Consider the following 25,451-nt stretch of genomic DNA (forward strand, 5'->3'; position numbering starts at 1 on the left):
CGTTCTGCTCGCTCAATACTCAATACCCGGTTGCGCCCGAATCCCCTGATCACGGAACGGATGCTTCACCTCCCGCATTTCAGTCACCAGGTCAGCGTATTCAATCAGCTCGGCGGGTGCGTAACGACCAGTAATGATCAGGTGCAGCATCGGCGGTTTATTTGCGCGCAGCCATGCCACCACCTCAGTGGCAGGTACCCAGCCGTAGTGCATCACATACGTAAACTCATCGAGGAGAAAGACATCGTAATTGCCACTGATAATCTGCGTTTTAGCGACCTCCCAACCGTGTACTGCTCGTGCCTGCGTCTCATCAAGATCGCGACTCGTCCAGGTAAACCCATCGCCGAGCGGGGTCAGGGTAATTCCCATCCGTTCAAGCGCGCGTAATTCACCGAATTTCGCCTGCTCGTGCTTGATAAACTGCACACCACCGACACGCATATTGCGCCCCCAGGCGCGCAACAAGACACCGAGCGCGGCAGTAGTTTTTCCTTTACCATTGCCGGTATTAACAATCACCAGGCCCTTCGGTGTATGACTGGCGCGCACTGCTTTACGACGGGCTTCAGCTTCTGGCGACGAACCCGGCCCAACCGGTGTGGTTGTCTCATCAGACACGGCAGTCTCCTTCTGTTGACATATAAACAAAAACCCCGACCTTCTCGGGTCGGGGTAATGAAACGACAACACTGCAAGTACAAAGCATGCAGGTCTCGTTCATCCTCCTTGGCTCGAGAAGGGCTGAACGAACAACACATCGCGGCAGGCGTCCTGACTTCCGGCCTGAAACAGCCGGTTACAGTTGCGGCACAGTGCTGGACTTTCACCAGCTTCCTTCCACCTTTACGCCCTGGCATCCGGGCCAACGGGTCACCGCGACGATCTACGAACTTGGCAGAGTGCAACAGTGGTCTGATTATAGCACAGGTTGAGGCGGGAATGTGTGTTGCATTGGAGGTTTTGTTACCAACAACATCTCTGCATATTGGTTGCCCACACCAACGCAGAACCTTAGTAGGGTATGCAACATCCCACATCACTCGTTAGCCATACAACCAGGGCATGTTCATACTCGTGCAGAAGTGTCACTACGGTTTGTAGTTTGAACTACCACATGCCGCTTCCAACATCATGGCATATCACAACCGATTTGCATTCATAGAACGTATTACGACCTGTTCTCCTATCCGGAGAACCTTCATACACAAATGTAAAAGGGACGATACCCTGATCGTCCCTGCGCTCAATCAGGTTAGGGTATTGAAGTCACCTATCGTTGCTTCGCATTCAGGGTAAAGTGCATATTTACGGTGCAACTACGCGAATTGTTCCTTTCATGCCAGCCGTATAATGCCCTTCGATGCCACACACAAACTGGTAAACACCAGGCTCACTTGGGGCGGTAAAGGCAACACTCATCTGCTGACCGGGTTCTACCTCTTGTTCCCAATAAATATTCTCTTCATCTTCATCTCCAAAACTTTCGCCAACTGTGGTTCCCAGCTTCATGATAACAAATTCATGGTGGACAGCGCCATTATTGGTTAAATTGAGCGTAATTTGTTGGCCTGCCGGGATATCAATCTCATTTGGCTCATATTGATAATCAACCATCGTTACATCAATATTGGTTGAATAACTGTTCCTGCGTCCACAGGCTGTCATGGGGATGATGGATGCAATGATAACTAATAGGAGCAGACCGATTTTCTTCATAAGGCATCTCCTTTCTGGGATTGTGAAAGAGGGAATACTTGACTAACCTTCAATGTCACTGTTGATTACAAGATATTGAAGGGTGGATCAAGTAAATGTTTGATTAAACGAATATCTGTTCGTTATGAATAATATAACCGCATGATTGTCTTGTCAAGGTTGGTCTTTTTTTTGTTATAAGCATTTATTAGCAATGAGCTGTTTACTAAACCTTAAACTTACATGCAGTAATGCAGAAGTGAAATGTAGCTTCACAACAATGTAAAGTTGCTGAAGATATTTTTCCTTCGTTTAACTCAAAATTGCCAGACTTGCACATATCGCGAATGTTGCATATTCGATAGGAGCCATCGATATATTCGATGGATGACGTGCAACTGTTGCCTGCGGTCTACCGGTTCACGAATGTGATAAGGTTATCCACTATAGCCTGACTTTCGGGGTATTACTTTCGAGGTATTAAATGTCGTGGTTGGTGATCTTAAAGGTGGTAAGATGTCGATAGAATCAGCACCGCTCTCTAATCCCATTGTGATAGCAAGTGCTAAGGTGTAGCGGAGGTTGAGAGGTGTGATACTGCGGCCAGGGTGTAACCAGGTGGAAGGTTGCTAAAACTTATTTCATAAAAGCTGTGCTGTCGTGCTCTCAGACGGTCGCCCAGGCGCATGAATGCTTGCCAATCGCCAACGCTATTATATCCTGCTCCCAGGCTGCCGGTGTGGCAGCGAGGATGGCTAACGACTATCTTCGGTGCCATCACGCGCTGGATTAGTTGCCTTACCCGCTCGTCATGCACGCAAGGCAATCCCATCCAGCGCGTGATTGCTGCATGGAAGCGCGAAATAGTTTCTCCTCCCTACCACAACATTAGCCACCGGCCATCGCTCCAACGACCAGAAATGGTTCAGCACCGCTGATAACTTCATCAGGCAGCGGTATATCGGGCGATAGGTGTGAGAGATCTTGACCACACGCGAAAAAGCGGATGAAAGGTCGCCGTTGTTTCGTTACGTGATCGCGAATAGTACCACGTAGCGCTGGATACGTGCGTTCCAGCGCATCCAATAGCGAACGCTGGGTTACTGGCCCGGTAACCTCAATCTGTATTTCGCGGTCAATACGGGCCAGATTGCTCAGATGGTAAGGCAGTATGATGCGGATCATGGGATAACCTGCACTTCGACCGAGAGAACCGGCGGTAAATGGCTTGCCAGTGGTGTCCAGTGCTCACCGTCGTCGGCAGATGCGTAGATTTGTCCGCCGGTTGTACCGAAATAGACTCCGCACGGATCTAATGTGTCAACTGTCAGTGCCTGCCGGAGCACATTGACGTAGCAGTGGCTTTGCGGTAGACCTGTGCTTAGTGCCTGCCAGTGATACCGTTCACCATCGCGGTGACCCCGATAGACACGAAGTGCACCTTCAGGGGGAAAGTGTTCTGAGTCGCTTTTAATAGGGACGACAAAGACGGTGTCCGGCTCGTGGGCATGCACTGCAATAGGAAAACCAAAGTCACTGGGAAGATCGTTGCTAATTTCATACCACCACTCACCGGCATTATCGCTACGCATGACATCCCAGTGTTTTTGCATGAATATGACATCAGGACGTGAAGGATGTAACGCCAGACTGTGAACACAATGCCCCACTTCTGCGGTAGCATCCGGCAATTCGCCTGGCGAGGCCAATCCACGGTTAATCGCTTGCCAGGTCTGTCCGCCATCATCACTACGGAACGCGCCGGCAGCCGAGATGGCAACAAAGATACGATCAGGATTGTGTGGATCGAGCAGAATAGTGTGCAGACAAAGACCTCCAGCACCCGGTTGCCAGAGATGGCCCTTTACTGAACGTAAGCCGGCTAATTCCTGCCAGCTCTGGCCGCCATCAGTTGATCGAAAGAGCGCTGCATCCTCTACACCTGCGTAGACGGTGTCCGGATCGGTGAGCGATGGTTCTAAACGCCAGACACGCTGGAATTGCCAGGGATGCTGACTGCCATCATACCATTGATGAGTGCCCGGAACACCTTCGTAGCGAAACTCGTTGTTCATCGGATGCCAGGTCTGACCTCCATCATCAGAGCGTTGGATAAGTTGTCCGAACCAGCCGTTTGATTGGGAAGCGTATATGCGGTTATGATCAACCGGTGAGCCTTTGAGATGAAATACTTCCCATCCGGCAAAATACGGGCCGTTGATTTGCCATTGGCTGCGTTTTTCATCCGTGGTCAAGATGAAGGCTCCTTTGCGGGTACCGACCAGCAGGCGTACTGTGCTCATTGTTTTTCCTGTCTTTCGTTCTTCCTGTACCGGGTAACTCCGGCATTCGTAGCGAACCCTCTCGCGTGCAGATGTTCCGAAAATAACCCAATCCCGCTCAACACCGGTGCGGCGCGCATAGGTGACACGTTCACCTCAAACACCCTTTCGATGGTGGCGCTGCCGTTCTGTGCCAGACCGTGCGCCGATTGCAGTGATTCTCCTGTTCACCGTCCCTTACCGGATTGGGTTACCAGTCACTTTGCGATGATATGTCTGGACAAACCTGATTACGTTCTCGCCGTGATAACTGCTGCCCGTGTATCAGTGTTGTTCACCGTACTGCCTTTTTGATCAACGCGCTGATCTGTGCTTCAACGGCTGGGGTTAGCTCCTTTAACGCAAACGCTACCGGCCACATGTCATCTTCGTCAAGGTGCGCGGTATCAGTGAAGCCAAGGGTCGCATAGCGGGTTTTGAATTTGTTGGCACTTTGGAAGAAGCAGATGACACTGCCGCCTCTGGCATACGCCGGCATACCGTACCAGGTTTTCGGTGTCAGCTCTGGGGCAACTGTTTTGATGATGGCATGAATGCGCCCGGCTATCGTGCGATCCGGCTCAGGCATTTCGGCAATTCTGGTCAGAACATCACGCTCGCCGTCCGCCTTCCCTTTTTTGGCCTGCCGTTCAGTGCGTAGCTCGCGGGCACGCTCTTGCATTGCCGCCCGCTCTTCGGCGGTGAAGCCTTCGTTTGGTTCTGATGCCATAGTCTCTCTGTTTATTGTACAATAGAATAAATGTTCTAATCGATAATATCACGGCAGGCATATCTTGTCAAGGTGTGATATGTTGTCGTGAGGAGAATCTGCACAAATTCCTCGTTATCTGGCGTCATCTCACATCGTGGGCGATCCGGTGCATCACGGCCTGGCACCAGATATGCGGTGATCCGCGACGATCTATGGGGTGCGCCGGCACAACGCAGGTGGCGCGGGGTGCGCCGATGCACGTGATGATGCCGTCAGGCGTGGCACCATCCGCACCTGGCGGTGTTCTTCAGGCGGGATGCGGTGAGAACGGGGATGGCGAAAGGTGACGGATTGGATCGATTGTTGGGTATTGAATTGTATTAGGTTTGATAATAAACTCTGCACTGCCCGTCACACCATCTGGTGCGACGGGCATTCTGTTCAATCGTGGCGCTCAATCGCTCCGCCACCCGGCTCTACCGGGGGCGTTGCTCATTTCAAAAACAGGTGGTACGCCGGATTATCACTCTGCTCCTGATACGGGTATCCCAGGCGAGCCAGTGAGGCGTAGAAACGGTCGAGATCGGCATCGGGCACCTGAATACCGGCCAGTACCCGCCCATGGGCGCTGCCATGGTTGCGGTAGTGGAAGAGGCTGATGTTCCACGAGGCATCGAGCGACTCGAGAAATTGCAAGAGCGCTCCCGGTCGCTCCGGGAACTCGAAGGTGAAGAGCCGTTCGTCGGTTGCTTCGGGTGCTCGTCCACCAACCATGTGGCGTAGATGAATGATTGCCAGCTCGTCGTTGGTCAGGTCAAGCACCGTATAACCGGCGTTGCGCATACGTTCGGCCAGCTCGTGGCGCTGATTGGCATTGGTCAGTTGTACACCCACAAAGACATTGGCTTCGGGGCGCGGTGCATAGCGGTAGTTGAATTCGGTGATATTGTGTGGTCCGATCACGCGACAAAATTGCTTGAATGAGCCGGGTCGTTCAGGGATGGTCACAGCAAACAACGCCTCACGCCGTTCGCCAATTTCGGCCCGTTCGGCAACGTGGCGCAGACGGTCAAAGTTCATGTTAGCGCCACACGTTAAGGCTACTGCCGGTAGATCGGCCCCGTGTTCGGCGATATAGCGCTTTAACCCGGCGACGGCCAGCGCGCCGGCTGGCTCCATAATGGCCCGGGTGTCCTCAAAGACATCTTTGATCGCCGCACAGACCTCGTCGGTTGTCACCCGCACAAAATCATCGACGTAGCGCTGAACAATCGCAAAGGTGTGTTCGCCAACCCGCCGAACTGCCACGCCATCAACAAAGATTCCGACCTGATCAAGGGTGACCCGATAGCCGGCCCGGACGCTCTGGTACATCGCATCAGAGTCATCTGGCTCGACGGCAATGATCTCAATATTGGGATTGATGCTCTTCAAGAAGATCGCGATGCCGGCAATCAGACCGCCGCCACCTACCGGCACGAAGACACGGTATCGCTCGGCGCGCATCTGTTGGGAAATCTCCAGCCCAATCGTACCCTGACCGGCAATCACCAGCGGATCGTCGTAGGGATGGATGAAGGTTAAGCCCAATTCTTGCTGTAAGCGGTAGGCGTGCGCTTCAGCGTCACTATAGCTGTCGCCGTACAGGACAACTTCTGCATTCCGACGCCGACAGGCTGCCACCTTGATCTCTGGGGTGGTTGCCGGCATGACAATCAGCGTGCGCACGCCGAGCTGCTGGCCAGAAAAGGCGACTCCCTGGGCGTGATTGCCGGCAGAGGCTGTGATGACGCCGCGTTCTTTCTCGGCAGGACTGAGATGAGCCATGCGGTTATAGGCACCACGGAGCTTAAAAGAGAAGATGGGCAACAGATCCTCACGTTTGAAAAAGATCTGTGCTCCCAGGCGGGCGCTGAGAAGAGGCGCATGTTGCAATGGGGTCTCTTTGACAACATCATAGACCCGACTGGTCAGGATGCGTTGAACGTAGGTAAAATCAGGGTTGGGCATCGTTGGTCAGCTCCTGTACACCGCAGACGCGATTGCGCCCCTGTTGTTTGGCCAGGTAGAGCGCGCGATCAGCGTCGGCAATCAGTGAAGATGGATCGGGATAGACGGTTGGATGAAATGATGCAACACCGATGCTGATGGTCGGATTGATCTGCCGACCATCAATCATGATCGGCGTGGTTGCCAGAACTGTTCGTAGCCGTTCCGTAGCTTTCAAAGCCTGTTCATAGGTGGTTTCTGGTAAGATAAGACCAAATTCTTCTCCCCCGTAGCGGGCCAGAACATCAACATCTCGCAATTGTTGGCGACAGCGTCGGGCAATTTCACGGAGTACATAATCGCCGGCGATATGACCAAAGGTATCGTTGATCTGTTTGAAGTGATCAACGTCGATCATCGCGATACTGACCGGTGTGTGGTAGCGTCGGTTACGTTCCATTTCCTGGTGCAGTACCTGAAGGAAGTGGCGCCGGTTTGCTAACCCGGTGAGATTATCGGTGATTGCCTGTGATTGGATCTGAGCAAAGCGAAATGCGTTGTGCAACGCCACGGCTACAGTTGCTGCCAGCAGTTCAAGCGCGTTCAAATCGGCCATGGTGTAAGCATCGTGGTGGTTGCTCCACACCAGGAGAGCACCGATGATCCGATCACCAACAATCAGCGGGGCTGCCAGTAACGAGCCGTCGGCGAGTTCACCTTCAATTTCTGGCAGCAGTTGGACAGCCGGTTCTGGGAGAGCCTGTGCACCGGATAGTCGTAGTGACACGCCAAAACGCAAGACGTAGCCGGCAAGTCCGCAGTGTAGTGGTACCTGTTGCGGTGCCTGTCGTCCGGTGGGGGTCACGATATGAACATATTCAACCATCCGGTTTTCGGTCGGGATCGCAATTACGAAACGTTGATGGCTGACCAACCGTGTTGTGGCGCGATAGATTACCTGGTACAGTTGCTCAAGATCAAGGGTAGCACCGATCTCGATACTGGCCTGGTACAACGCAAAGCGCTCGTCGGCGTTGCGAATGGCGCGCTGATACAAACGGGCATTCTGGAGAGCGATAGCCGTCTGGCGAGCGATTGCCTGGAGTAACTCGCGATCACTTTCGCTAAATGGTTCATTGCGCAAACGATACATCGCCAGGATGCCAAGCGGTGTTTTGCCGTAAATGATAGGGGTTGCCAGTAACGAACGTACACCGACCTGTACCAGTTCCGGTAGTGCCGCCGGATGGTCTGCATAATCGGCGATCAGAATTGAGCTTCCCTGATGGACAATCTGCCACATGAGGCCACGGCGTTGCCCGATCACCGGTACGATCAGATCAACCGGTAAATTGACCAGATGCCCCGGCAACAGACGGTCGGTATCCGGGTCGTAGATGGGAAGTGCGCCAGCGTCAGCGTTGAGCAGATCCATCGCGAAGCGCACAACGTTCTCCAGAACGTGATTGATCTCTAATTTGTCTGAAAGGGCGAGCGCAATTGCCCCGAGCCGGGGATCGGATGATTGCACTGCGCTTGTCTGTTGCAATGAGATGAGCAGACCGTATGACTCGCCGCTCTCGCTCTTCAGAAGGTGTCGGTGTATCTGGTACGTGCGCCCGTTGAGCAGGACGGTATCCTCGCCTGCTCCGTTGATCAGATCAGGTAGCAATGGTGAGATATGAGGGATTAATGATTGAGCTGTATCACTTACTGCCAGAACCTGTCCACTACCTGTGACCAGAATGTATTGTTCAGAAGAGGTGTCATGGTTCATAGAACATACCTGTTGGAGCAGGGTAGCTCCAAATAGAGGCATGTAGATCAGGGGTTGAGGTGTTCTGATGCTGCGCCTGCCGGTCTACTGCCTGCTGTGCTTCCTCTCAACTCGACCTGTTCACTAACAACACCCGAAACCGGTGATCGCAGTCCTGGCGTGTCGTTGAACATCTATCAGGCCAGAATCTCAGCCGCTGCGCTAACCACCTGTTCAATATGCGCTGCCTCGATGCCGTAATGGGTCACAGCCCGGATGCTGGTGTTGCTCATACTACCCATCAGAATGCCACGCTTACGTAGGGCGGCCAGGAATGCCTCGACGCTCAGACGAGGATGGACAAAGGTGAAGCGCACGATGTTGGTTTGTACTTTGCTCAGATCGATCTGGATACCCGGCAATTCAGCCAGACCGGCGGCCAGCAGGCGGGCATTAGTGTGATCCTCAGCCAGGCGATCAACCATCTCGGTCAAGGCCACAATACCGGCTGCGGCAATCACCCCCGCTTGACGCATGCCACCACCGAGCATTTTGCGCACCCGACGTACTCGTGCAATCACATCGGCAGGGCCGGCGACCAGCGAACCAACCGGGGCAGATAGCCCTTTCGAGAGGCAAAACATGACCGTATCGACGTGCCTGGTGAGGTCGGTCACCGGTACACCCAGGGCAACGGCGGCATTGAAGATGCGTGCACCATCAAGGTGCACCGGCAAGCTGTGATCATTGGCGATCCGCCGCACCTGAGCAAGATAATCAGGGGTTAGCACAACCCCACCGCGGCGGTTGTGCGTGTTTTCCAGACAAATAACCCCCGGAGGCGCAAAGTGGGCATCGTCGATGGTCGTTGCTGCCTCGGCCAGTTCTGCCAGATCGATGCAGCCGTTGGGATCGGTTGACAGCGGATGGTAGATCAGTCCACCCAACGCACTCGCCCCACCAGCTTCGTAGTGGTAAATGTGGCTCTCGTTGCCGAGAATCACCCGTTGACCACGCTGACAATGGGCGAGCATGGCAGCCAGGTTCCCCATTGTGCCGCTGACGACCAGTACCGCGGCTTCTTTGCCAACTCGTTCGGCGGCCAGTCGTTCCAGCTCGTTGACTGTGGGGTCTTCACCATAGACATCATCACCGAGTGCCGCTGCACTCATAGCAGCACGCATTGCCGGACTGGGTAAAGTTACTGTATCACTGCGCAGATCGATCCGATCAGGCAGCGGATCAGCGAGAGGCAGAGCATAGCCTTGCATAGCCAGAATCCTCCGGTGTACGGGCAATCAAAAATGTTGCTGCCCAATTATAGCACGTGCTTCTGCGATGATGGTTGTATGACTGCTTTTGCTGAGAGATGTGTACTCTATGCAACAATGCTATCCCAATTGCGTCACTATTTCTCTGTACTGCCAACGCTCGTTAACCGCATTGCAATGCCTTTTTGCTCAATTGATATGAAACGCAAAGATTTTGCACAATCATTGTCTATATTCCATGTTGTTGACTCTCATGCTACAATTTATTTGAAGATTCGTAGTTTTGATTCTGCACTACGCTATTCCAGATCAAGAACAGCCACGTTTCAACCTGCCGGTCGATAGGAATTCTTTGTGAACGTAGTTCCAGGTTTGGACTACGTTGTAAGACAACCAGGAGGCAGTCGTGCTAGAGCTATCTCAGCACAAGGCTCAATTGCGTGACTATTTCAACGGTTTGGGCTTTGAACGCTGGTCGGCTATTTACGGGAATGCCCCTCTTTCACTGGTGAGGCAGAGCATTCGTGACGGTCATAAACGCATGCTGGCGATTGCCGATTCGTGGCTTGACGATCAACCACCACCAACCACTGCGCTCGATGTTGGCTGTGGCGTTGGCCTGTTTAGTCTGATGCTGGCCCGTCGTGGCTATCGGGTTCGGGCCGCTGATATTGCACCGCAAATGGTCGCTGCAACGGCGCAGGCAGTTGCTGAGGCCGGGCTGTCTGATCGAGTTGAGTGCATCGAGGCCGATATTGAATCGTTACGTGAACCGGCCCAGCTTGTCGCCTGTTTCGATGTCTTGATCCACTACCCTCAGCCGGCCTTTGGTCAGCTCTGCACCCATCTGGCAAAGCTTACCGAACATACTCTGCTTCTCACATACGCTCCCTACAGCACGCTGCTGGCTGCGCTACACCGGATCGGCGGCTGGTTCCCGCATAGTCAACGACGCACCGAGATTCAGATGATCCGCGATCACGAGGTGGCTGCAATGCTGAGCCAGTCTGGTTTGCAGGTACGGCGGGTGCAACCAATCCGTAGCCGGTTTTATCACGTTACGTTGATTGAAGCCGTGCGGCTAGTTTCATAAGGTTGTAGTTCAGAAACGTAACTACAGGAGTACACTATGCGACGATTGCTGGCATTGCTGGCCCTTGGTGCAGCCGCGTTTGCACTGCACAAGTGGTACAACCGTGAGGTGTTGCTGGAAGGTGAGGGCTTTGTTCGCTTGCAGAGCGAGCACGAACATTTTCACTTCCACGTCGATCTGCCACCCGGTATGGAGATTCAACCTGGCGATACGCTCGAAATTATGCATCTCCCGCCGACCGAAGATGGTCGTACCAGCGGCGAGATCTGCTATCGCAGCCCGATCCGGCTCTACAAGGCCAGTGCCCTCCGCCGTTTTCTGACCAAGAAGAGCAGTCTGGTCGAGATTAACGAGCTGGTTGAGCATCCGTAGTGTTGGTGATCGGGCCTTTGGCCCGTGAGACGTCAGGAATTGCCAGATCGCAAAGGAGCGCTGAAATGTTCTGGATTAATCCGCTGATGATGGAAATGCCCGGTGAGTTTAGCCGCACGACTCGCCATGCGCTGAAGGAAGCTATCCTCTCACCTCGCTTCTACACGACCGATTTTAAGGCTATCGACAGACTGGAAATCGACCGCAATGGGCTGCGCGACGAGTTCGATTGGATCCGCGACGAGTTTGCCTACGATTACAACCGCACCCACTTCCGCCGCACCGATGAATTTTTGCAGGATTTCGATGATATGCCCGAACGCGATTCCTTTATCGATTTTCTTGAGCGTTCGTGTACTGCGGAGTTCAGCGGTTGTTTGCTCTATGCCGAGATGGTTAAGCATCTGCACGATCCGACGCTGCGGGCCATTTTCAAGTATATGAGCCGCGATGAAGGTCGGCACGCCGGCTTTCTCAACCGCACGATGGCCGATCTGAATGTGGCCCTCGATCTGACGGTGTTGCAGAAGCGGAAGAAGTATACCTACTTCCAACCGAAGTTTATCTTCTACTCCGTTTACCTGTCCGAAAAGATTGGCTATTCGCGCTACATCACTATCTATCGTCACCTCGAACGTAATCCGCAGTACTGCATCCATCCGATCTTCAAGTGGTTTGAGCAGTGGTGCAACGATGAATATCGCCACGGTGAATTCTTTGCCCTGCTGATGCGCTCGCAACCTGAGATGCTTGAGGGCGTTAACCGGCGCTGGATCCGGTTCTTCTTGCTCGCTGTGTACGCGACGATGTATCTCAACGATGCGCGCCGATCCAATTTCTACGCCGCGCTCGGTCTCGACTGGCGTGACTACGATCAGACGGTGATCCGGCTGTGCAACGATATTGCAACCCAGGTCTATCCCGAGACGATGAATCTCGATGATCCACGCTTCTTCGCCTACATGGATAAGCTGGTTGAATACGACCGGGCTTTGCGGGCGCTGGAGAGCCGGAAGGATCCGATTGCAATGGCCCATTCGACCCGCCTGAAAGCGGCAATTGCGCTCCGCCTGCTGGCTATCTATCGGTTGCCCACCCGTAAAACGACGGAGGCGATTCGCTGGAAGGGCTTGCCCGGCTTCCCCAATTATCCCGGTCCTAACCGTCCGCAGCGTGTGGTAGCAGCCGATTAGGATCGTCCGTTCGCGGGTATACATTGCTGTCGGTACTGGCGGCAGGAACATTTCCTGCCGTCTGGCTCCGGTTTTGTCGCAATTCCGGTTTCGCCCGGTACGAGTGATGGGGAAATGCGCATGCACGTTGTGGTGTTAACCATCGACGGTAATCATCGTCCGGCGCTGTTGGTGGCTGCCGAGCGGCTGCGCCGCGATCATAAGGTTGATCTGAGCTTGGCTATCTACGATGCGGCAACGTTGAGTAATGCCGCAGGATGGGCGAAACTCGACCGCGATCTGGCAAGGGCCGATCTGGTGTTCGGGGCACGCCTGTTCAGCGAAGACCTGGTGCGGCCACTGGTCGAACGATTGGCCCATTTTGAACGACCAACGCTGATTATTACCTCAAATCCGGCACTGATCCGTTGTACCCGGATCGGTGGCTTTTCGTTGCGGCGCGAAAGCGAGAACGAACCGGGGCCACTTCGTCGTTGGGTGCAGAAGCTCCGACCGCAGGGTGGTGCAGGCGAGGCCCGGCGTCAATTGGCGATTTTGCGCAATTTAAGTAAGGTGTTGAAAGTTATCCCCGGCACGTCCCGCGATTTGTACACCTACATTACCAGTCATCAATACTGGCTGAATGCCTCGCCAGAGAATCTCTACCGCCTGCTTTGCGTGCTCATCGGTCGTTATGGCCCATCGCCGCGCCCAAAGCTGCCACAGCTTGACCCACTAACCTATCCCGATACGGCGATCTACCACCCCGACGCGCCCGATCTCTTTACGTCGTTGAACGATTACTACCGCTGGCGTGGAAAACGCATACCGTCTGCGGGTAAGGTTGGTATTCTGACCCTGCGGACGGTGGTGTTGAGTGGGAATACCCCGCATATTGATGCATTGGCCCGCGCTATTGAGGCGCGCGGGCTGGAAGCCCGTGTCGCCTACGCTGCCGGGCTTGATTTGCGTCCGCTGCTCGATAAGGAGCTGGCCGATGTCGACCTGCTGGTCAATGCAACCGGGTTTGCTCTGGTTGGTGGCCCAGCCGAGAGCCAGCCTCAGCAGGCTGCCGAGGCATTAACTCGCTTCGACCGTCCATACCTCAGTCTGGTACCGCTGGCGTTTCAACGAATCGACGACTGGCGCGCCGATGATAACGGTCTGGTGCCGGTGCAGCAGGCGCTGAGTGTCGCCATTCCCGAACTGGAAGGTGCTGCCGAACCGCTGATCTTTGGCGGGCCGGCGGCTGATGGTCAGCGCTTTGCCCCAGCCCAGGCGGAAATCGAGCAGATTGCCGACCGGATTGCGCGCCGGGTGGCCCTACGTCGGATGCCGAACGCGCAGAAGCGGCTGGCGGTGGTGATCTACAACTTTCCCCCGGCCCTGGGCACGGTTGGCACTGCCGCCTATCTCGATGTCTTTGCCAGTCTGTTTCGTCTGTTACAGGCGCTGGCTGCCGACGGCTATCAGGTTGAGGTGCCGGAAAGCGTTGATGCGTTACGCCAGCTTCTGTTGGCCGATGGACCGGCCCACGGTGCCGATGCGCACATCGCCGATTGGCTCAGCGCGGACGAGTATCGCCGGCTCTTCCCGGCGTATACCGACATCGAGCCGTACTGGGGACCGGCACCGGGTGATCTGCTGCGCGACAATCGTGGGATTCGGATTCTCGGTCGTCAGTTTGGAAATGTCTTTGTCGGGGTACAGCCCAGTTTTGGCTACGAGCGCGACCCAATGCGGTTGTTGCTGGCGAAAGATGCTGCCCCGAATCATGCCTTTGCCGCATTCTACACCTGGCTGATCCACAAATTCCGCGCCGATGCTGTCATTCATCTTGGCACACACGGCGCAATGGAGTTTATGCCGGGCAAGCAGGTTGGGTTGAGTGCCCGCTGCTGGCCGCTGCGCCTGATCGGGCCGTTGCCCAATTTCTACGTCTACAGTGTGAACAATCCGAGCGAGGCGGCGATTGCAAAGCGGCGCGGCGCGGCCACACTGGTGAGCTATCTGGTACCACCGGTGCAACAGGCAGGGCTGTACAAAGGGCTGCGGACGCTGCGCGATGCAATTGATCAGTTTGAACGCCATCCCGATCCTGCCCTGGTGAGCGATGTGCGCGAGCGGGCAGCGCAATTAGGCATTCCAATGGCGGCCAGTGGTGATGATTACGCTGATGTTGCCGGTCTGGCTCACGAGCTACTGCGGATCGAGCAGCGCATGATCCCTCTCGGCCTGCACGTCCTCGGCCAACCCCCGGCACCGGCTGAGCTGGCCGACTTTCTCCTGCTCTACGCCAGTTTACAACCAGATGGTGGTTTGCCCGCTTTGATTGCCCGTGGGATGGGAATTGATTACGCTGATTTATGCACGCGCCTACATAGCGATCTGGCGGCCCAAAGCCAGCTTCGGTTGATCGAAGAGCGAGGAAGGGCGGCGATGCTGGCCTATGCCGAAGCCCCTGATGCCGAGACTGGCGCGCGTGCGGCATCCACTGCACTTGCCGATCTGGTGCCGGCAACCGCACTTCGCCCCCTCTGGCCGAAACTGGCTGAATTGCGTACCGGTCTGTTGACCAATCACGAGCTACGGAATCTGTTGCACGGTCTGCGTGGTGGCTTTATCCCTCCCTCCCCGAGCAATGATGCAGTCCGCAATCCGGCAGTGCTGCCGACCGGACGGAATCTGTTTGCACTCGATCCCTACCGGGTGCCTACGCCGGCCTCAATGCAGCGTGGTGAAGCGCTGGCCACTGAACTGATCGAGCGCTTGCGTCGTGAGCAGGGCCAGTTTCCTTCCAGCATCGCGATTGTGTTGTGGGGTACCGACAATCTCAAGAGCGATTGTGAAGCTGTCGCGCAGGTGCTGGCGCTGATCGGCGCCCGTCCGGTCATCGATGAACTGGGCAATGTGTCCGATGTCGCGCTGCGCCCACTCGCCGAGCTAGGCCGCCCCCGGATCGACGTGGTGGTGACGGTGAGCGGTATCTTCCGCGATCTGCTCAGCCATCAGATGCGCCTGATTGATCGGGCGGCGTATCTGGCGGCAACTGCCGATGAGCCGCCAGAGTGGAATTTTGTGCGGGCGCATGCGCTCGCCCAGGTGGCCGAGACTGGCGTCTCGTTAGCCGAAGCGGCCATTCGCGTCTTCGCCAATGCGCCTGGAAGCTACGGAGCGAATGTCAACTTCCTGGTCGAGAGTGGTACCTGGGAGAACGACGACCAGCTCAGCGACGCCTTTCTATCACGCAAAAGCTTTGTTCGTACTGCTGATGGGCAATGGCGGGAAGCCCGTAGCTTGCTTGAAGGCGCGTTGCGTCACGTTCAGGCCACATTCCAGAACATCGACAGCTTTGAGGTGGGTCTCACGGATATTGACAACTACTACGAAAACCTGGGCGGGATGGCAAAGAGTGTTGCCAGGTTGCGTGGCGAACCGCCGCCGGTACTGGTTGCCGATGCGATCAGCTCACCCGGCGCCAGTCGCGTGGCCTCGATTGAAACGATGCTGCGCCTTGAAACGCGGGCGAAATTGCTCAATCCGAAGTGGCACGAAGCCATGCTCGCCCACGGCTTTGCCGGTGTGCGCGAGATAGAGGCGCGTGTTGGTCATACCTATGGCTGGAGTGCAACAGCGAATGCGGTAGAAGACTGGGTGTACGACGAAATTGCAGCCACCTACGCACTCGACGACGCGATGCGTGAACGGATGGCCGCCCTCAATCCAACTGCGACCGCCGGGGTTGTTCGGCGTCTGCTCGAAGCTGCCGGACGTGGCTTCTGGGCTGCCGATGAAGCAACCCTCAACCGCCTGCAGGAAATCTATCAGGACCTCGAAGATCGACTGGAAGGCATTACCGAAGAGAGGAGTGTAGGATGAGCTGGTTTAAGATGATTCGCCTTGGCATGTTGCACGTCGCGGTGGCGATTAGTCTGGTGCCGATTACCGGTGTCCTCAATCGGATTATGATCCACGAACTCGGTTTGATGGCCAGTATCGTTGCTGCCTTGATCATTCTTCCCCACCTCTTCTCGCCAATGCAGGTCTTTATCGGTCAGTTCTCTGATCGCCATCCGTTCTGGGGCTATCGGCGCACTCCGTATATTGCATTAGGCTTACTGCTCTGCATCGGTGGTGCTGCTCTCACCCCCTTCGCTGCATTTGCAATGGATGCCAGCTTCTGGCCGGGGCTGGCGCTGGCGCTCCTCGTGTTCGGTATCTGGGGAGTGGGCTTCAATACTGCGGTTGTTTCGTATCTCTCGTTAGCCAGTGATATGTCTCCTTCACACCTGCGCTCGCGCACGATTGCCGTCATGTGGTTTATGATGATTACGGCAGTGATTGGGACGGCGATTAGCACCGGTCGCGCACTGGAACCCTATTCGCCGGAGCGGTTAATCGAGGTCTTTGCCATCTGTGCTGGCGTGGCACTGACGGTTGGTGCACTCGGTTTAATCGGCCTTGAGCCGCGCAACGCAATCCCGCTGAGTCACGAAGAGCGCTACTCGGCTGCCGAGTCGGTGCGAACGGTTGTCCGTGATCCACTTGCGCGCCGGTTCTTCGTCTATCTGATGCTTATGCTGTCCGCTATCCTGGGTCAGGATGTCTTGCTCGAACCGTATGGCGCCCAGGCTTTTGGGATGGATGTGCGATCAACAACCCAATTGACCGCCGTCTGGGGTGGGGCAACGCTCCTTGCTCTGCTGTTGCATGGTGTTGTGTTCAGCCGTTGGCTCAGCAACAAGCGTGGCGCAATGATCGGCGGCTCGATTGCGGCGGTTGGTCTAACCTTGATCGCACTTAGCGGCATCTTGCATGTCGAGCCGTTGTTTGTTCCAGCGATTGCGCTGCTCGGTTTTGGTACCGGCATTGCAACAGCAACCAATCTGGCGCTAATGCTCGATATGACAACACCACAACAGGTTGGCCTCTTCATCGGCGCCTGGGGCGTTGCCGATGCTGCTGCCCGTGGTTTGGGCAACTTGCTGGCCGGCGTGATCCGTGATCTCGCGGCTCTGGTGGTGGGTTCTACCGGTGCATATGCCACAGTCTTTTTGATTGAAGCGCTTATCCTCTGTACGGCACTGGTGATGCTGCGGGCAATTGATGTGAGTGCCTTCCGTAGTCAGCGCCGCGAGCTGGGACAGTTGGTTGCCGCAATGGGCGATGCATAGAAAAGTATAGAAATACGCAGATTTTGAAACTATTTGCAGTATAATGATACGGCCCGTATCAACGCGAAGGGGCGTCGGGGCGGGCGGGCGGGGTTTTTGTCGCCATCCGCCTGTCTGGATACAATGGTTCACCATTCGGTGTCTTGCCGTGAGCATTTTGCAAAGCAAAGGATCAGGAGTATGAATCTGTTCCTTGCCGGTCTCGATCATACGACTGCGCCGGTTGAGATTCGCGAACAACTTGCCTTCAGCCAGACTGATTTGCCTTCAGCCCTGATGCAATTGACCAGTTCAGAAACCGGCACGCCGCCGCTCTTTGCCGAGGCCGTGATTCTTTCGACCTGCAATCGAGTTGAATTGTACGGTGTAACGAACCCTGGAACGACGGCCCAACACGTTGTCGATTTTCTGGCCGCTTTTCACCGTCGTCCAGCCGCGAGCTTTGTCCACACGCTCTATTTTTACCAGGGTGAAGCCGTTGCCCGTCATTTGTGTGCAACTGCCGCCGGGTTACGTTCGCTGGTTTTGGGAGAGGCCCAAATTCAGGGTCAGGTGCGCAATGCCTACGAAGCGGCGCAACGGATCGGCAGTGTCGGTTCGATCTTGCACCGTCTGTTTCAGATTGCCCTGGTCGCCGGGAAACGGGTGCGCCACGAAACGACTATCGGGAAAGGGGCGGCGAGTGTTTCGCAGGCCGGTGTTGAGCTTGCCCGTCGTCGGCTCGGTGATCTACGGGGCCGTGAGGTGTTGTTGATCGGCGGCGGTGAGGTGAGCGAGCTTGCCGCCCAGAATCTGATCGCCAACGGTGCTGATCGATTGACGATTGTCAATCGCACGTCGGCGCGTGCTGCCGCCCTGGCCGAACGCTACGGTGCTGAGATGCTTGATTTCGGTGCTCTACCCCAGGCGTTGGCCCGCGCCGACATTGTCATTAGCTCGACCGCAGCACCGGTACCGATTATTTACCGCCATCACGTGGCCGAGGCGATTGCCCATAAACAGCGGGCTCGCGCCTGTGGTGAGTGCGATCCGCCGACGATGTTGTTGATCGATCTGGCCGTGCCCCGCGACATTGCGGCTGATGTCGCCCAGATTCCCGGTGTACACCTCTTCACGGTTGATGATCTGCGTGAGGTTGTGAGTCATACGATTGAGTTGCGGAGCGCAGTCCTGGAGATTGCCCAACAGATTGTTGAAGAGCAGGTGCAGGAGTTTCTGTCCTGGATGCGTACCCAGGAGGCCCTGCCGGTACTGACAATGTTGCGCCAGCGGGCTGAGGAGGTACGGAATGAGGAACTGGCCCGTGCCTTGCGTCGCTTGCACGATCTCTCACCCGAACAGCGGGCAGTCATTGAAGGGCTGTCGCGGAGTATCGTGAACAAGCTGTTGCACCTGCCTACCCGTTGCCTGCGCGAAGCCGCCGCGCATGGTCAGGGCAAACGCTATGCTTCCATTCTGGCCGAACTCTTTAATCTGGAGCATTGAGAGGAGTTATGGCACGTTTATTGCTTGGTACTCGTGGTTCGGCACTTGCCCGTGTTCAGTCCGTGTGGGTTGCCGACGCGCTCCGCACGGCCTTTCCCTCATTAGAGGTTGAGCTGCGGATTATTTCGACCACCGGTGATCGGGTGCTCGATGTGGCCTTGTCGGCGGTCGGTGATAAAGGTCTGTTCGTGAAAGAACTTGAGCATGCCTTGCTGGCCAGTGAGGTTGATCTGTGCGTACATAGCGCAAAAGATATGCCGACGGCGACCCCGGATGGTCTGGTGTTGGCGGCGTTTCCGGTGCGCGTTGATCCGCGTGATGTGCTGGTTGTCCGTCAGGCCGGTTTGGGCACCGATCTCGCTACGTTGCCTGCCGGTGCACGGGTGGGCACGTCAAGCCTGCGGCGAACCAGTCAGGTGCGCCATCATCGGCCCGATCTGCAATTGACTGACGTTCGGGGCAATGTTGATACGCGCCTGCGTAAACTGGCCTCCGGTCAGTACGATGCGCTCATTCTGGCTGCGGCCGGGTTGCGGCGGCTGGGTTTGTGGGATGGCACCCCCGGCGCACAGATCGGCGAAGCGGTTGTGTATCCGCTTGAGCCATCGGTGATGCTGCCGGCGGTGGCGCAGGGTATTCTGGCTATCGAGACCCGCGCCGATGATGAGGCAACGCGCACGCTGGTAGAGTCACTTGACGATCCGGCAGCCAGAGCAGCGGCACTCGCTGAACGTGCGCTGTTGCGCCGTCTGGAAGGTGGCTGTCAGATTCCGGTGGCAGCTCACGCGGTTATGACCGATACCGGTATGCATCTGCGCGGGATGGTTGGTACTCTCGATGGCAGTACGCTGGTGTTTGCCGAGCAGACCGGTGACCCGGCACAGGCCGAAGCGTTGGGAGTGGCGGTTGCCGAAGAATTGCTGGCTCGCGGCGGTGACGCGATTCTCACCGCTATCCGTCATCAGTTGGAGGCACGACGATGAGTGGACTGGTTGGTCGTCGAATCGCCATCACGCGCCCGGCCGGACGTGGCGATACGCTGGCTGCACGCTTGCAGGCGCTTGGTGCGATTCCACTTCTGACGCCACTGATTGCCTATATGCCGCCTCCCGATCCGGCACCATTGCAGCAGGCGCTCAATCGTCTGGCTACTGGTGCGTATCACTGGCTGGTCGTGACCAGCCGGCAGACGGTGCAGGTGTTAGCTGACACCACAATTCCTGAATCGACCGCCATTGCAGCGGTTGGCAAAGCGACTGCCAGCGATTGTCGGCGGGCCTGGGGGCGCGAACCTACAGTTGTTCCTGATACCGAGATCGGCAGTGCCTTGCCGGCGATCATGGGGCAGCTTGCCGGGAAGCGTGTCTTGTTGCCCTGCGCGGATATTGCTCCGCCAACTCTCACTGAAGCGCTTCGCGCTGCCGGTGCCGACGTTGATCGGGTTACCGCCTATTGCACCGTGGCCGGCCCTGGCCTTGCCGATTTGCAACGTATGATCGATGACGGTGCGATTGACGCTATCGTGCTCGCCAGTGGTTCGGCAGTTCGCCAGTTGCAGCAGCTTCACGTACCGACCGGCTTGCCGCCACTGGTCTGCATTGGCCCCAGCACGGCTGCCGTTTGCGCTGATCTAGGGCTCCCCATTGCGGGTATTGCCGAACGTCCAAACGACGATGCGCTGATTGCTGTGCTTGAACAGGTTTTTACACCGTATTGTGAAGTGAAGGAGTAAGGCTGTGGATGTGCTCTCACGTCATACACCGGCTACGAATGGCACAACGACACAGGTACCAACGCCGGTTCACCGTCCGCGCCGGTTGCGGATCAGTCCGGCCATGCGCGATCTGGTGCGCGAAACTCGCCTGACACCGGCCCAGTTGATTGCCCCGATCTTTGTCCGTCACGGCCATAACCTGCGCAATCCGATTGCCTCGATGCCCGGTCAGTACCAGATGTCACCCGACCAGGCTGCCCGCGAAGCACGCGAGCTGGCGGCGCTCGGGATTCGGGCCGTGCTCCTGTTTGGGATTCCGGCCCACAAGGATCCGTGTGGTAGCGAGAATGCCGACCCGGCGGGGATTGTACCCCAGGCCATCCAGGCCATCAAAGCTGAAGTGCCGGGAATGGTGGTTATTAGCGATATGTGCTTCTGCGAGTACACCGATCACGGTCACTGTGGTGTGCTCAACACACCGACCCGCGATGATTTTCAACCGCAGTTGGGTGAAGGGTACCTGCTTAATGATCCAACCCTGGCGCTGCTGGCCGAAGCATCGATAGTGCATGCCCGTGCCGGAGCCGATATTATTGCCCCTTCTGGCATGATCGATGGCATGGTGGCGGCGATTCGCTCGGCGCTGGACGCTGCGGGGCTGAGCCATACCGCGATCATGAGCTATGCCGCAAAGTATGCCAGCGGTTTTTATGGCCCCTTCCGCGATGCTGCCGAAAGTCCGCCTCAGTTCGGTGATCGGAGCCAGTACCAGATGGATCCGGCCAATGCGCGTGAAGCACTGCGTGAAGTCGATCTCGATGTGGCGGAGGGAGCAGATATCTTGATGGTCAAACCGGCACTCGCCTACCTCGACATTATCCGGCAGGTGCGCGACCGCCATACATTGCCGCTGGCAGCGTATCAGGTGAGCGGCGAGTACAGTATGGTGAAGGCCGCAGCATTACAGGGCTGGCTCGACGAGCAGCGGATTGCGTTGGAGATGCTGACCGCTATTCGACGTGCCGGCGCTGACATGATTATCACCTATTGGGCCAGAGAAGCCGCCGAATGGCTTGGATGACTGGTGCTGAGCGAGGTCTTCAATCCGCGCTCAGCAGCGTCAACGCGGGGGAAGGGATTGCACCACCGAGGTACCAAGGATACAGAGATGAGATGATGAAAACCCTCTGTGTTCTCCGTGACTCGGTGGTGAACCAGCCCGACAGGAATGCACCACCGAGGCACAGCAGACACAGAGATAACAAAAAAACCTCTGTGCCCTCTGTGTCTTTGTGGTAACCCAACCCGCCATTGTAAAGATTGAGAGGAGTGCAATGCGAGATCGTTTTCTGCGCGCCTGTCGTCGTCAGCCGGTTGATCGCACACCGATCTGGTTAATGCGCCAGGCTGGACGTTACATGCCGGAATACCGGGCCATCCGCGAGCGCTATGGCTTTTTGCAGATGGTTAAAACCCCAGAAGTTGCCGCCGAGGTGACCCTTCAGCCTGTGCAGGCATTTGGCGTTGATGCGGCAATTATCTTTGCCGATATTTTGCCCCCACTCGAAGGGCTAGGGTTACAGCTCACGTATGAAAAAGGGGAAGGGCCGGTCATCCACAACCCGATCCGCAGCCCGCATGATGTCAGTGTATTACGCTCGTGCGATCCGCGCGAGACGGTTGCCTATACCCTGGCGGCACTGCAACTTGTCAAGCGGGAGCTGAACGGTTTACCGCTCATCGGGTTCAGCGGTGCGCCATTTACGCTCGCCAGTTATGCCATTGAAGGTGGTGGATCGCGCGAATATCGGCTTACCAAGCGCTTTATGTACGAGCAACCGGCAGCGTGGCACGATCTGATGGAACGTCTCAGCCGGTTAGTTGCCGACTATCTAATCGCTCAGATCGAAGCCGGTGCCGACGCGGTCCAGATTTTTGATAGCTGGGCCGGTGCTCTCTCGCCTGCCGACTACCGGGCGTATGTGCTACGCCATACCCAGGCGCTCGTGCAAACAATCCGCGCCCGTTTAGGCGACGTAACACCACCAATTATTTATTTTGGTACCGATATGGCCGGTCTGGCCGGCGAAGTGCGCCAGATCGGAGCCGATGTGCTCGGTGTTGATTGGCGGATTGATCTTGATGTGGCCTGGGCGCAGTACGGGTTCAATCATGCGGTTCAGGGCAATCTCGATCCGATGACCCTCTTTGCACCGCCGTCGATCATTGCCGCTCGTGCCCGTGACATTCTGGAACGGGCCGGTGGGCGTCCGGGACACATCTTTAATCTCGGTCACGGCATTCTCACCGAAACACCGGTTGATCACGTGCGCTATCTGGTCGAGTTTGTCCAATCGTATCCGCTCCCAGCTACCGCTCCCGTCCTTCAGGAGGTTGTGTAATGAGTGTTGTAACCGAACGCTACAGCCGTTCGCAGGCCGATTATGCTGCTGCTCGGGAAGTGATTCCCGGTGGTGTAAATTCGCCGGTGCGGGCTTTTCGAGGGGTTGGCGGAATACCTATCTTCTTTGAGCGTGGGCAGGGCGCTTATGTGTGGGATGTCGATGGCAATCGTTACATCGACTACGTGCTCTCGTGGGGGCCGCTTCTGCTCGGTCACGCCCATCCTGCGGTGGTCGAGGCGATTACCCTTCAGGCACAACGGGGTACCAGCTTCGGCGCGCCAACCGAGCTGGAGACCGAACTTGCCCGGCTGGTGATCGAACTGGTGCCTTCGATTGAACAGATTCGCTTTGTCAACAGCGGTACCGAGGCAACGATGAGCGCATTGCGTCTGGCTCGTGCCGCTACCGGTCGCCGCCTGATTGTCAAGTTCAACGGTTGCTACCACGGCCATGCCGATATGCTGCTGGTGCAGGCGGGCAGTGGGGTGGCGACCCTTGGCCTGCCTGATAGTCCCGGCGTCCCGCCATCGGTGGCTGCCGAGACCATCACCATCGAGTACAACGACCTCGATGCGGCGGCAGCGTTGTTTGCCAACCGTGGTGCCGAGATTGCGGCAGTGATTGTTGAACCTATTGCCGCCAATATGGGCTTCGTGCTGCCTAAACCTGGCTTCCTGAGTGGGTTGCGTGAACTGACCCAGACCCACGGCGCGATCTTCATTCTCGACGAAGTGATGACCGGTTTCCGGGTGGCGGCGGGTGGTGCGCAGGCGCTGTGGGGTCTTGATCCCGATCTGACCTGCCTGGGGAAGGTCATCGGCGGCGGTTTACCGGTAGGTGCCTATGCCGGCAAACGGCAGTTGATGCAACTGGTTGCGCCTGCCGGGCCGATGTATCAGGCCGGTACCCTGAGTGGTAACCCTCTGGCGATGACCGCCGGTCTGACGACCCTTCGTACCGCTTTCGGCGGGGATGCCGGTGCCTTCCAGCAGGCAGTCACCCGCACTGCCCGGCTTGCCGATGGCCTGCGCATGCTTGGCGAACGCTATCGCATTCCGGTGCAGGTTGGTAATGTCGGCACTATGTTCGGCTGCTACTTTTTGCGTCAAGAGGGGAGCCAGATCACCAGCTATGCCGAAGCAAAAGCCTACGCCGATTCCCAGCGCTACGCCCGTTTCTTCTGGGCGATGGCCGATCAGGGCATCTATCTGGCCCCGTCACAGTTTGAGGCCGGTTTCCTCAGCACTGCGCACTCCGATGCCGACATCGATGAAACCCTGGCGGCGGCAGAAGTGGCGTTTGCTGGACTGGTATCGTCGGCGGAATGAGGAGATTACATATGACAATCACCGATACCCGTACCATCGTACACGATCTGATGCGGAGTGGCCAGCAGCGGTTATGCGCCGCCTTTGAAGAGATCGATCAGCACGCTCAGTTTGTCGCCGAGAGTTGGGAGCGCCCAGGTGGTGGTGGTGGCACCGCACGGGTAATGACTGAAGGGGCTGTCTTCGAGCGGGCCGGTGTCAATGTCTCGGCGGTCTATGGTGTCGAAGTACCACCCAGCATCTGGCAACATCGCCCCTCAACCCGTGGTCAGCCCTACTTCGCAACCGGCATCTCGATGGTGCTGCACCCGCGCAACCCCTACGTACCGGCGTTTCACGCCAATTTTCGCTACTTTGAAGCCGGCGATGACTGGTGGTTTGGCGGGGGGATGGATCTCACCCCCAGCTACGGTTTCGCTGAAGATGCCCGCCATTTTCACGTAACATTACGCGACTATTGTGCCCGTCACCCAATTGCCGACTATCGTGAAATGAAGGCGACCTGCGATAACTACTTCTTCCTCAAGCATCGCAACGAAATGCGAGGGATTGGTGGCATCTTTTTCGATGATCTGCATCCCGCCGGCGACGATGGCTTCGAGCGCGCCTTCGCCTTCGTGAGTGATGGCATTACCACCATCCTCGACGCCTACCTGCCCATCGTGCGTCGTCGTATGCACACCCCATACGGTGAACGCGAACGCATGTGGCAACTCTACCGTCGTGGACGCTACGTCGAATTCAATCTGATTTACGACCGTGGCACCCTCTTTGGGCTGCAAACCGGGGGCAACATCGAAGCGATTTTAATGTCATTACCACCGCTGGCGCGCTGGCAATTCAAATACCAGCCCGAACCCGGTTCACCGGAAGCAGCGATGGCCGAATTTCTCAAGCCACGTGACTGGGCGGAGGAGTAGCTGCGTGTCCATACCACGCTGCATATCTGACAGCATACTGG

The 25,451-nt window shown here is 56.5% G+C and carries 20 protein-coding genes and 1 riboswitch; of the genes, 12 read left to right on the plus strand and 8 right to left on the minus strand.

Translation table 11 applies throughout. The features are described 5' to 3' along the window. Positions 1–12: 12 nt before the first annotated feature. The 8 genes from cobO to ltaE all read right to left on the minus strand — a co-directional run bounded on the left by cobO (position 13) and on the right by ltaE (position 9,747). Positions 13–621: a cob(I)yrinic acid a,c-diamide adenosyltransferase gene (cobO, locus tag CAUR_RS13550; RefSeq protein WP_012258439.1), complete on the minus strand. Its 609-nt coding sequence runs from the start codon at positions 619–621 to the stop codon at positions 13–15. 126 nt (positions 622–747) lie between these two features. Continuing rightward, positions 748–896: riboswitch (cobalamin riboswitch) on the minus strand. Positions 897–1,308: 412 nt separating this feature from the next. Next, positions 1,309–1,719 carry a cupredoxin domain-containing protein gene (locus tag CAUR_RS13555; protein ID WP_012258440.1) on the minus strand — a complete coding sequence of 137 codons (411 nt, stop codon included), beginning with the start codon at positions 1,717–1,719 and terminating at the stop codon, positions 1,309–1,311. 867 nt (positions 1,720–2,586) lie between these two features. Further along, positions 2,587–2,883, minus strand: coding sequence for a MoaD/ThiS family protein (locus tag CAUR_RS13560; RefSeq protein ID WP_012258441.1), 297 nt, complete (start codon positions 2,881–2,883; stop codon positions 2,587–2,589). Further along, positions 2,880–4,001, minus strand: a complete 1,122-nt coding sequence (locus tag CAUR_RS13565) for a beta propeller repeat protein (RefSeq protein ID WP_012258442.1) — start codon at positions 3,999–4,001, stop codon at positions 2,880–2,882. The genes CAUR_RS13560 and CAUR_RS13565 overlap by 4 nt, the downstream gene beginning before the upstream one ends. A 313-nt stretch (positions 4,002–4,314) precedes the next feature. Continuing rightward, on the minus strand, positions 4,315–4,749 hold the full coding sequence (locus tag CAUR_RS13570) for an iron chaperone (protein ID WP_012258443.1): 435 nt from the start codon (positions 4,747–4,749) through the stop codon (positions 4,315–4,317). 474 nt (positions 4,750–5,223) lie between these two features. Further along, positions 5,224–6,741 (minus strand): threonine ammonia-lyase, biosynthetic, encoded by a 1,518-nt coding sequence (ilvA, locus tag CAUR_RS13575; protein ID WP_012258444.1) that lies wholly within the window; start codon positions 6,739–6,741, stop codon positions 5,224–5,226. Next, a complete protein-coding gene (locus tag CAUR_RS13580) occupies positions 6,728–8,497 on the minus strand; it encodes a GGDEF domain-containing protein (protein WP_012258445.1) in 1,770 nt (589 codons plus the stop codon). Before CAUR_RS13580 ends, ilvA begins: the two co-directional genes overlap by 14 nt. Before the next feature lie 176 nt (positions 8,498–8,673). After that, positions 8,674–9,747 carry a low-specificity L-threonine aldolase gene (gene ltaE / locus CAUR_RS13585; RefSeq protein ID WP_012258446.1) on the minus strand — a complete coding sequence of 358 codons (1,074 nt, stop codon included), beginning with the start codon at positions 9,745–9,747 and terminating at the stop codon, positions 8,674–8,676. A 406-nt stretch (positions 9,748–10,153) separates the two neighbouring features. Here ltaE and bchM point away from each other — a divergent pair, with 406 nt between their 5' ends. The 12 genes from bchM to hemF all read left to right on the plus strand — a co-directional run bounded on the left by bchM (position 10,154) and on the right by hemF (position 25,410). Further along, the gene (bchM, locus tag CAUR_RS13590; protein WP_012258447.1) at positions 10,154–10,840 is read left to right on the plus strand and encodes a magnesium protoporphyrin IX methyltransferase; all 687 of its coding nucleotides are present in this window, start codon (positions 10,154–10,156) and stop codon (positions 10,838–10,840) included. Between the two features lie 36 nt (positions 10,841–10,876). Continuing rightward, positions 10,877–11,212, plus strand: a complete 336-nt coding sequence (locus CAUR_RS13595; protein WP_012258448.1) for a hypothetical protein — start codon at positions 10,877–10,879, stop codon at positions 11,210–11,212. Between the two features lie 65 nt (positions 11,213–11,277). Further along, positions 11,278–12,405: a magnesium-protoporphyrin IX monomethyl ester (oxidative) cyclase gene (gene acsF, locus CAUR_RS13600; protein ID WP_012258449.1), complete on the plus strand. Its 1,128-nt coding sequence runs from the start codon at positions 11,278–11,280 to the stop codon at positions 12,403–12,405. 81 nt (positions 12,406–12,486) lie between these two features. Next, entirely contained in the window at positions 12,487–16,263 is a 3,777-nt protein-coding gene (locus tag CAUR_RS13605) for a magnesium chelatase subunit H (protein WP_273067666.1), read from the plus strand. After that, positions 16,260–17,558, plus strand: coding sequence for a BCD family MFS transporter (locus tag CAUR_RS13610; RefSeq protein ID WP_012258451.1), 1,299 nt, complete (start codon positions 16,260–16,262; stop codon positions 17,556–17,558). The genes CAUR_RS13605 and CAUR_RS13610 overlap by 4 nt, the downstream gene beginning before the upstream one ends. Positions 17,559–17,738: 180 nt before the next feature. Continuing rightward, the gene (gene hemA / locus CAUR_RS13615) at positions 17,739–19,043 is read left to right on the plus strand and encodes a glutamyl-tRNA reductase (protein ID WP_012258452.1); all 1,305 of its coding nucleotides are present in this window, start codon (positions 17,739–17,741) and stop codon (positions 19,041–19,043) included. 8 nt (positions 19,044–19,051) lie between these two features. Further along, a complete protein-coding gene (hemC, locus tag CAUR_RS13620) occupies positions 19,052–20,026 on the plus strand; it encodes a hydroxymethylbilane synthase (protein ID WP_012258453.1) in 975 nt (324 codons plus the stop codon). Next, positions 20,023–20,775 (plus strand): uroporphyrinogen-III synthase, encoded by a 753-nt coding sequence (locus CAUR_RS13625; RefSeq protein WP_012258454.1) that lies wholly within the window; start codon positions 20,023–20,025, stop codon positions 20,773–20,775. Before hemC ends, CAUR_RS13625 begins: the two co-directional genes overlap by 4 nt. Before the next feature lie 4 nt (positions 20,776–20,779). Then, a complete protein-coding gene (gene hemB, locus CAUR_RS13630; RefSeq protein WP_012258455.1) occupies positions 20,780–21,838 on the plus strand; it encodes a porphobilinogen synthase in 1,059 nt (352 codons plus the stop codon). A 253-nt stretch (positions 21,839–22,091) separates the two neighbouring features. Then, positions 22,092–23,159, plus strand: coding sequence for a uroporphyrinogen decarboxylase (gene hemE / locus CAUR_RS13635; RefSeq protein ID WP_012258456.1), 1,068 nt, complete (start codon positions 22,092–22,094; stop codon positions 23,157–23,159). Next, positions 23,159–24,490 (plus strand): glutamate-1-semialdehyde 2,1-aminomutase, encoded by a 1,332-nt coding sequence (hemL, locus tag CAUR_RS13640; protein ID WP_012258457.1) that lies wholly within the window; start codon positions 23,159–23,161, stop codon positions 24,488–24,490. Before hemE ends, hemL begins: the two co-directional genes overlap by 1 nt. Positions 24,491–24,501: 11 nt before the next feature. Further along, positions 24,502–25,410 (plus strand): oxygen-dependent coproporphyrinogen oxidase, encoded by a 909-nt coding sequence (hemF, locus tag CAUR_RS13645; RefSeq protein ID WP_012258458.1) that lies wholly within the window; start codon positions 24,502–24,504, stop codon positions 25,408–25,410. Positions 25,411–25,451 lie beyond the last annotated feature (41 nt).

Origin of the sequence: Chloroflexus aurantiacus J-10-fl, from assembly GCF_000018865.1 — a bacterium.
GTDB classification, from domain to species: domain Bacteria; phylum Chloroflexota; class Chloroflexia; order Chloroflexales; family Chloroflexaceae; genus Chloroflexus; species Chloroflexus aurantiacus.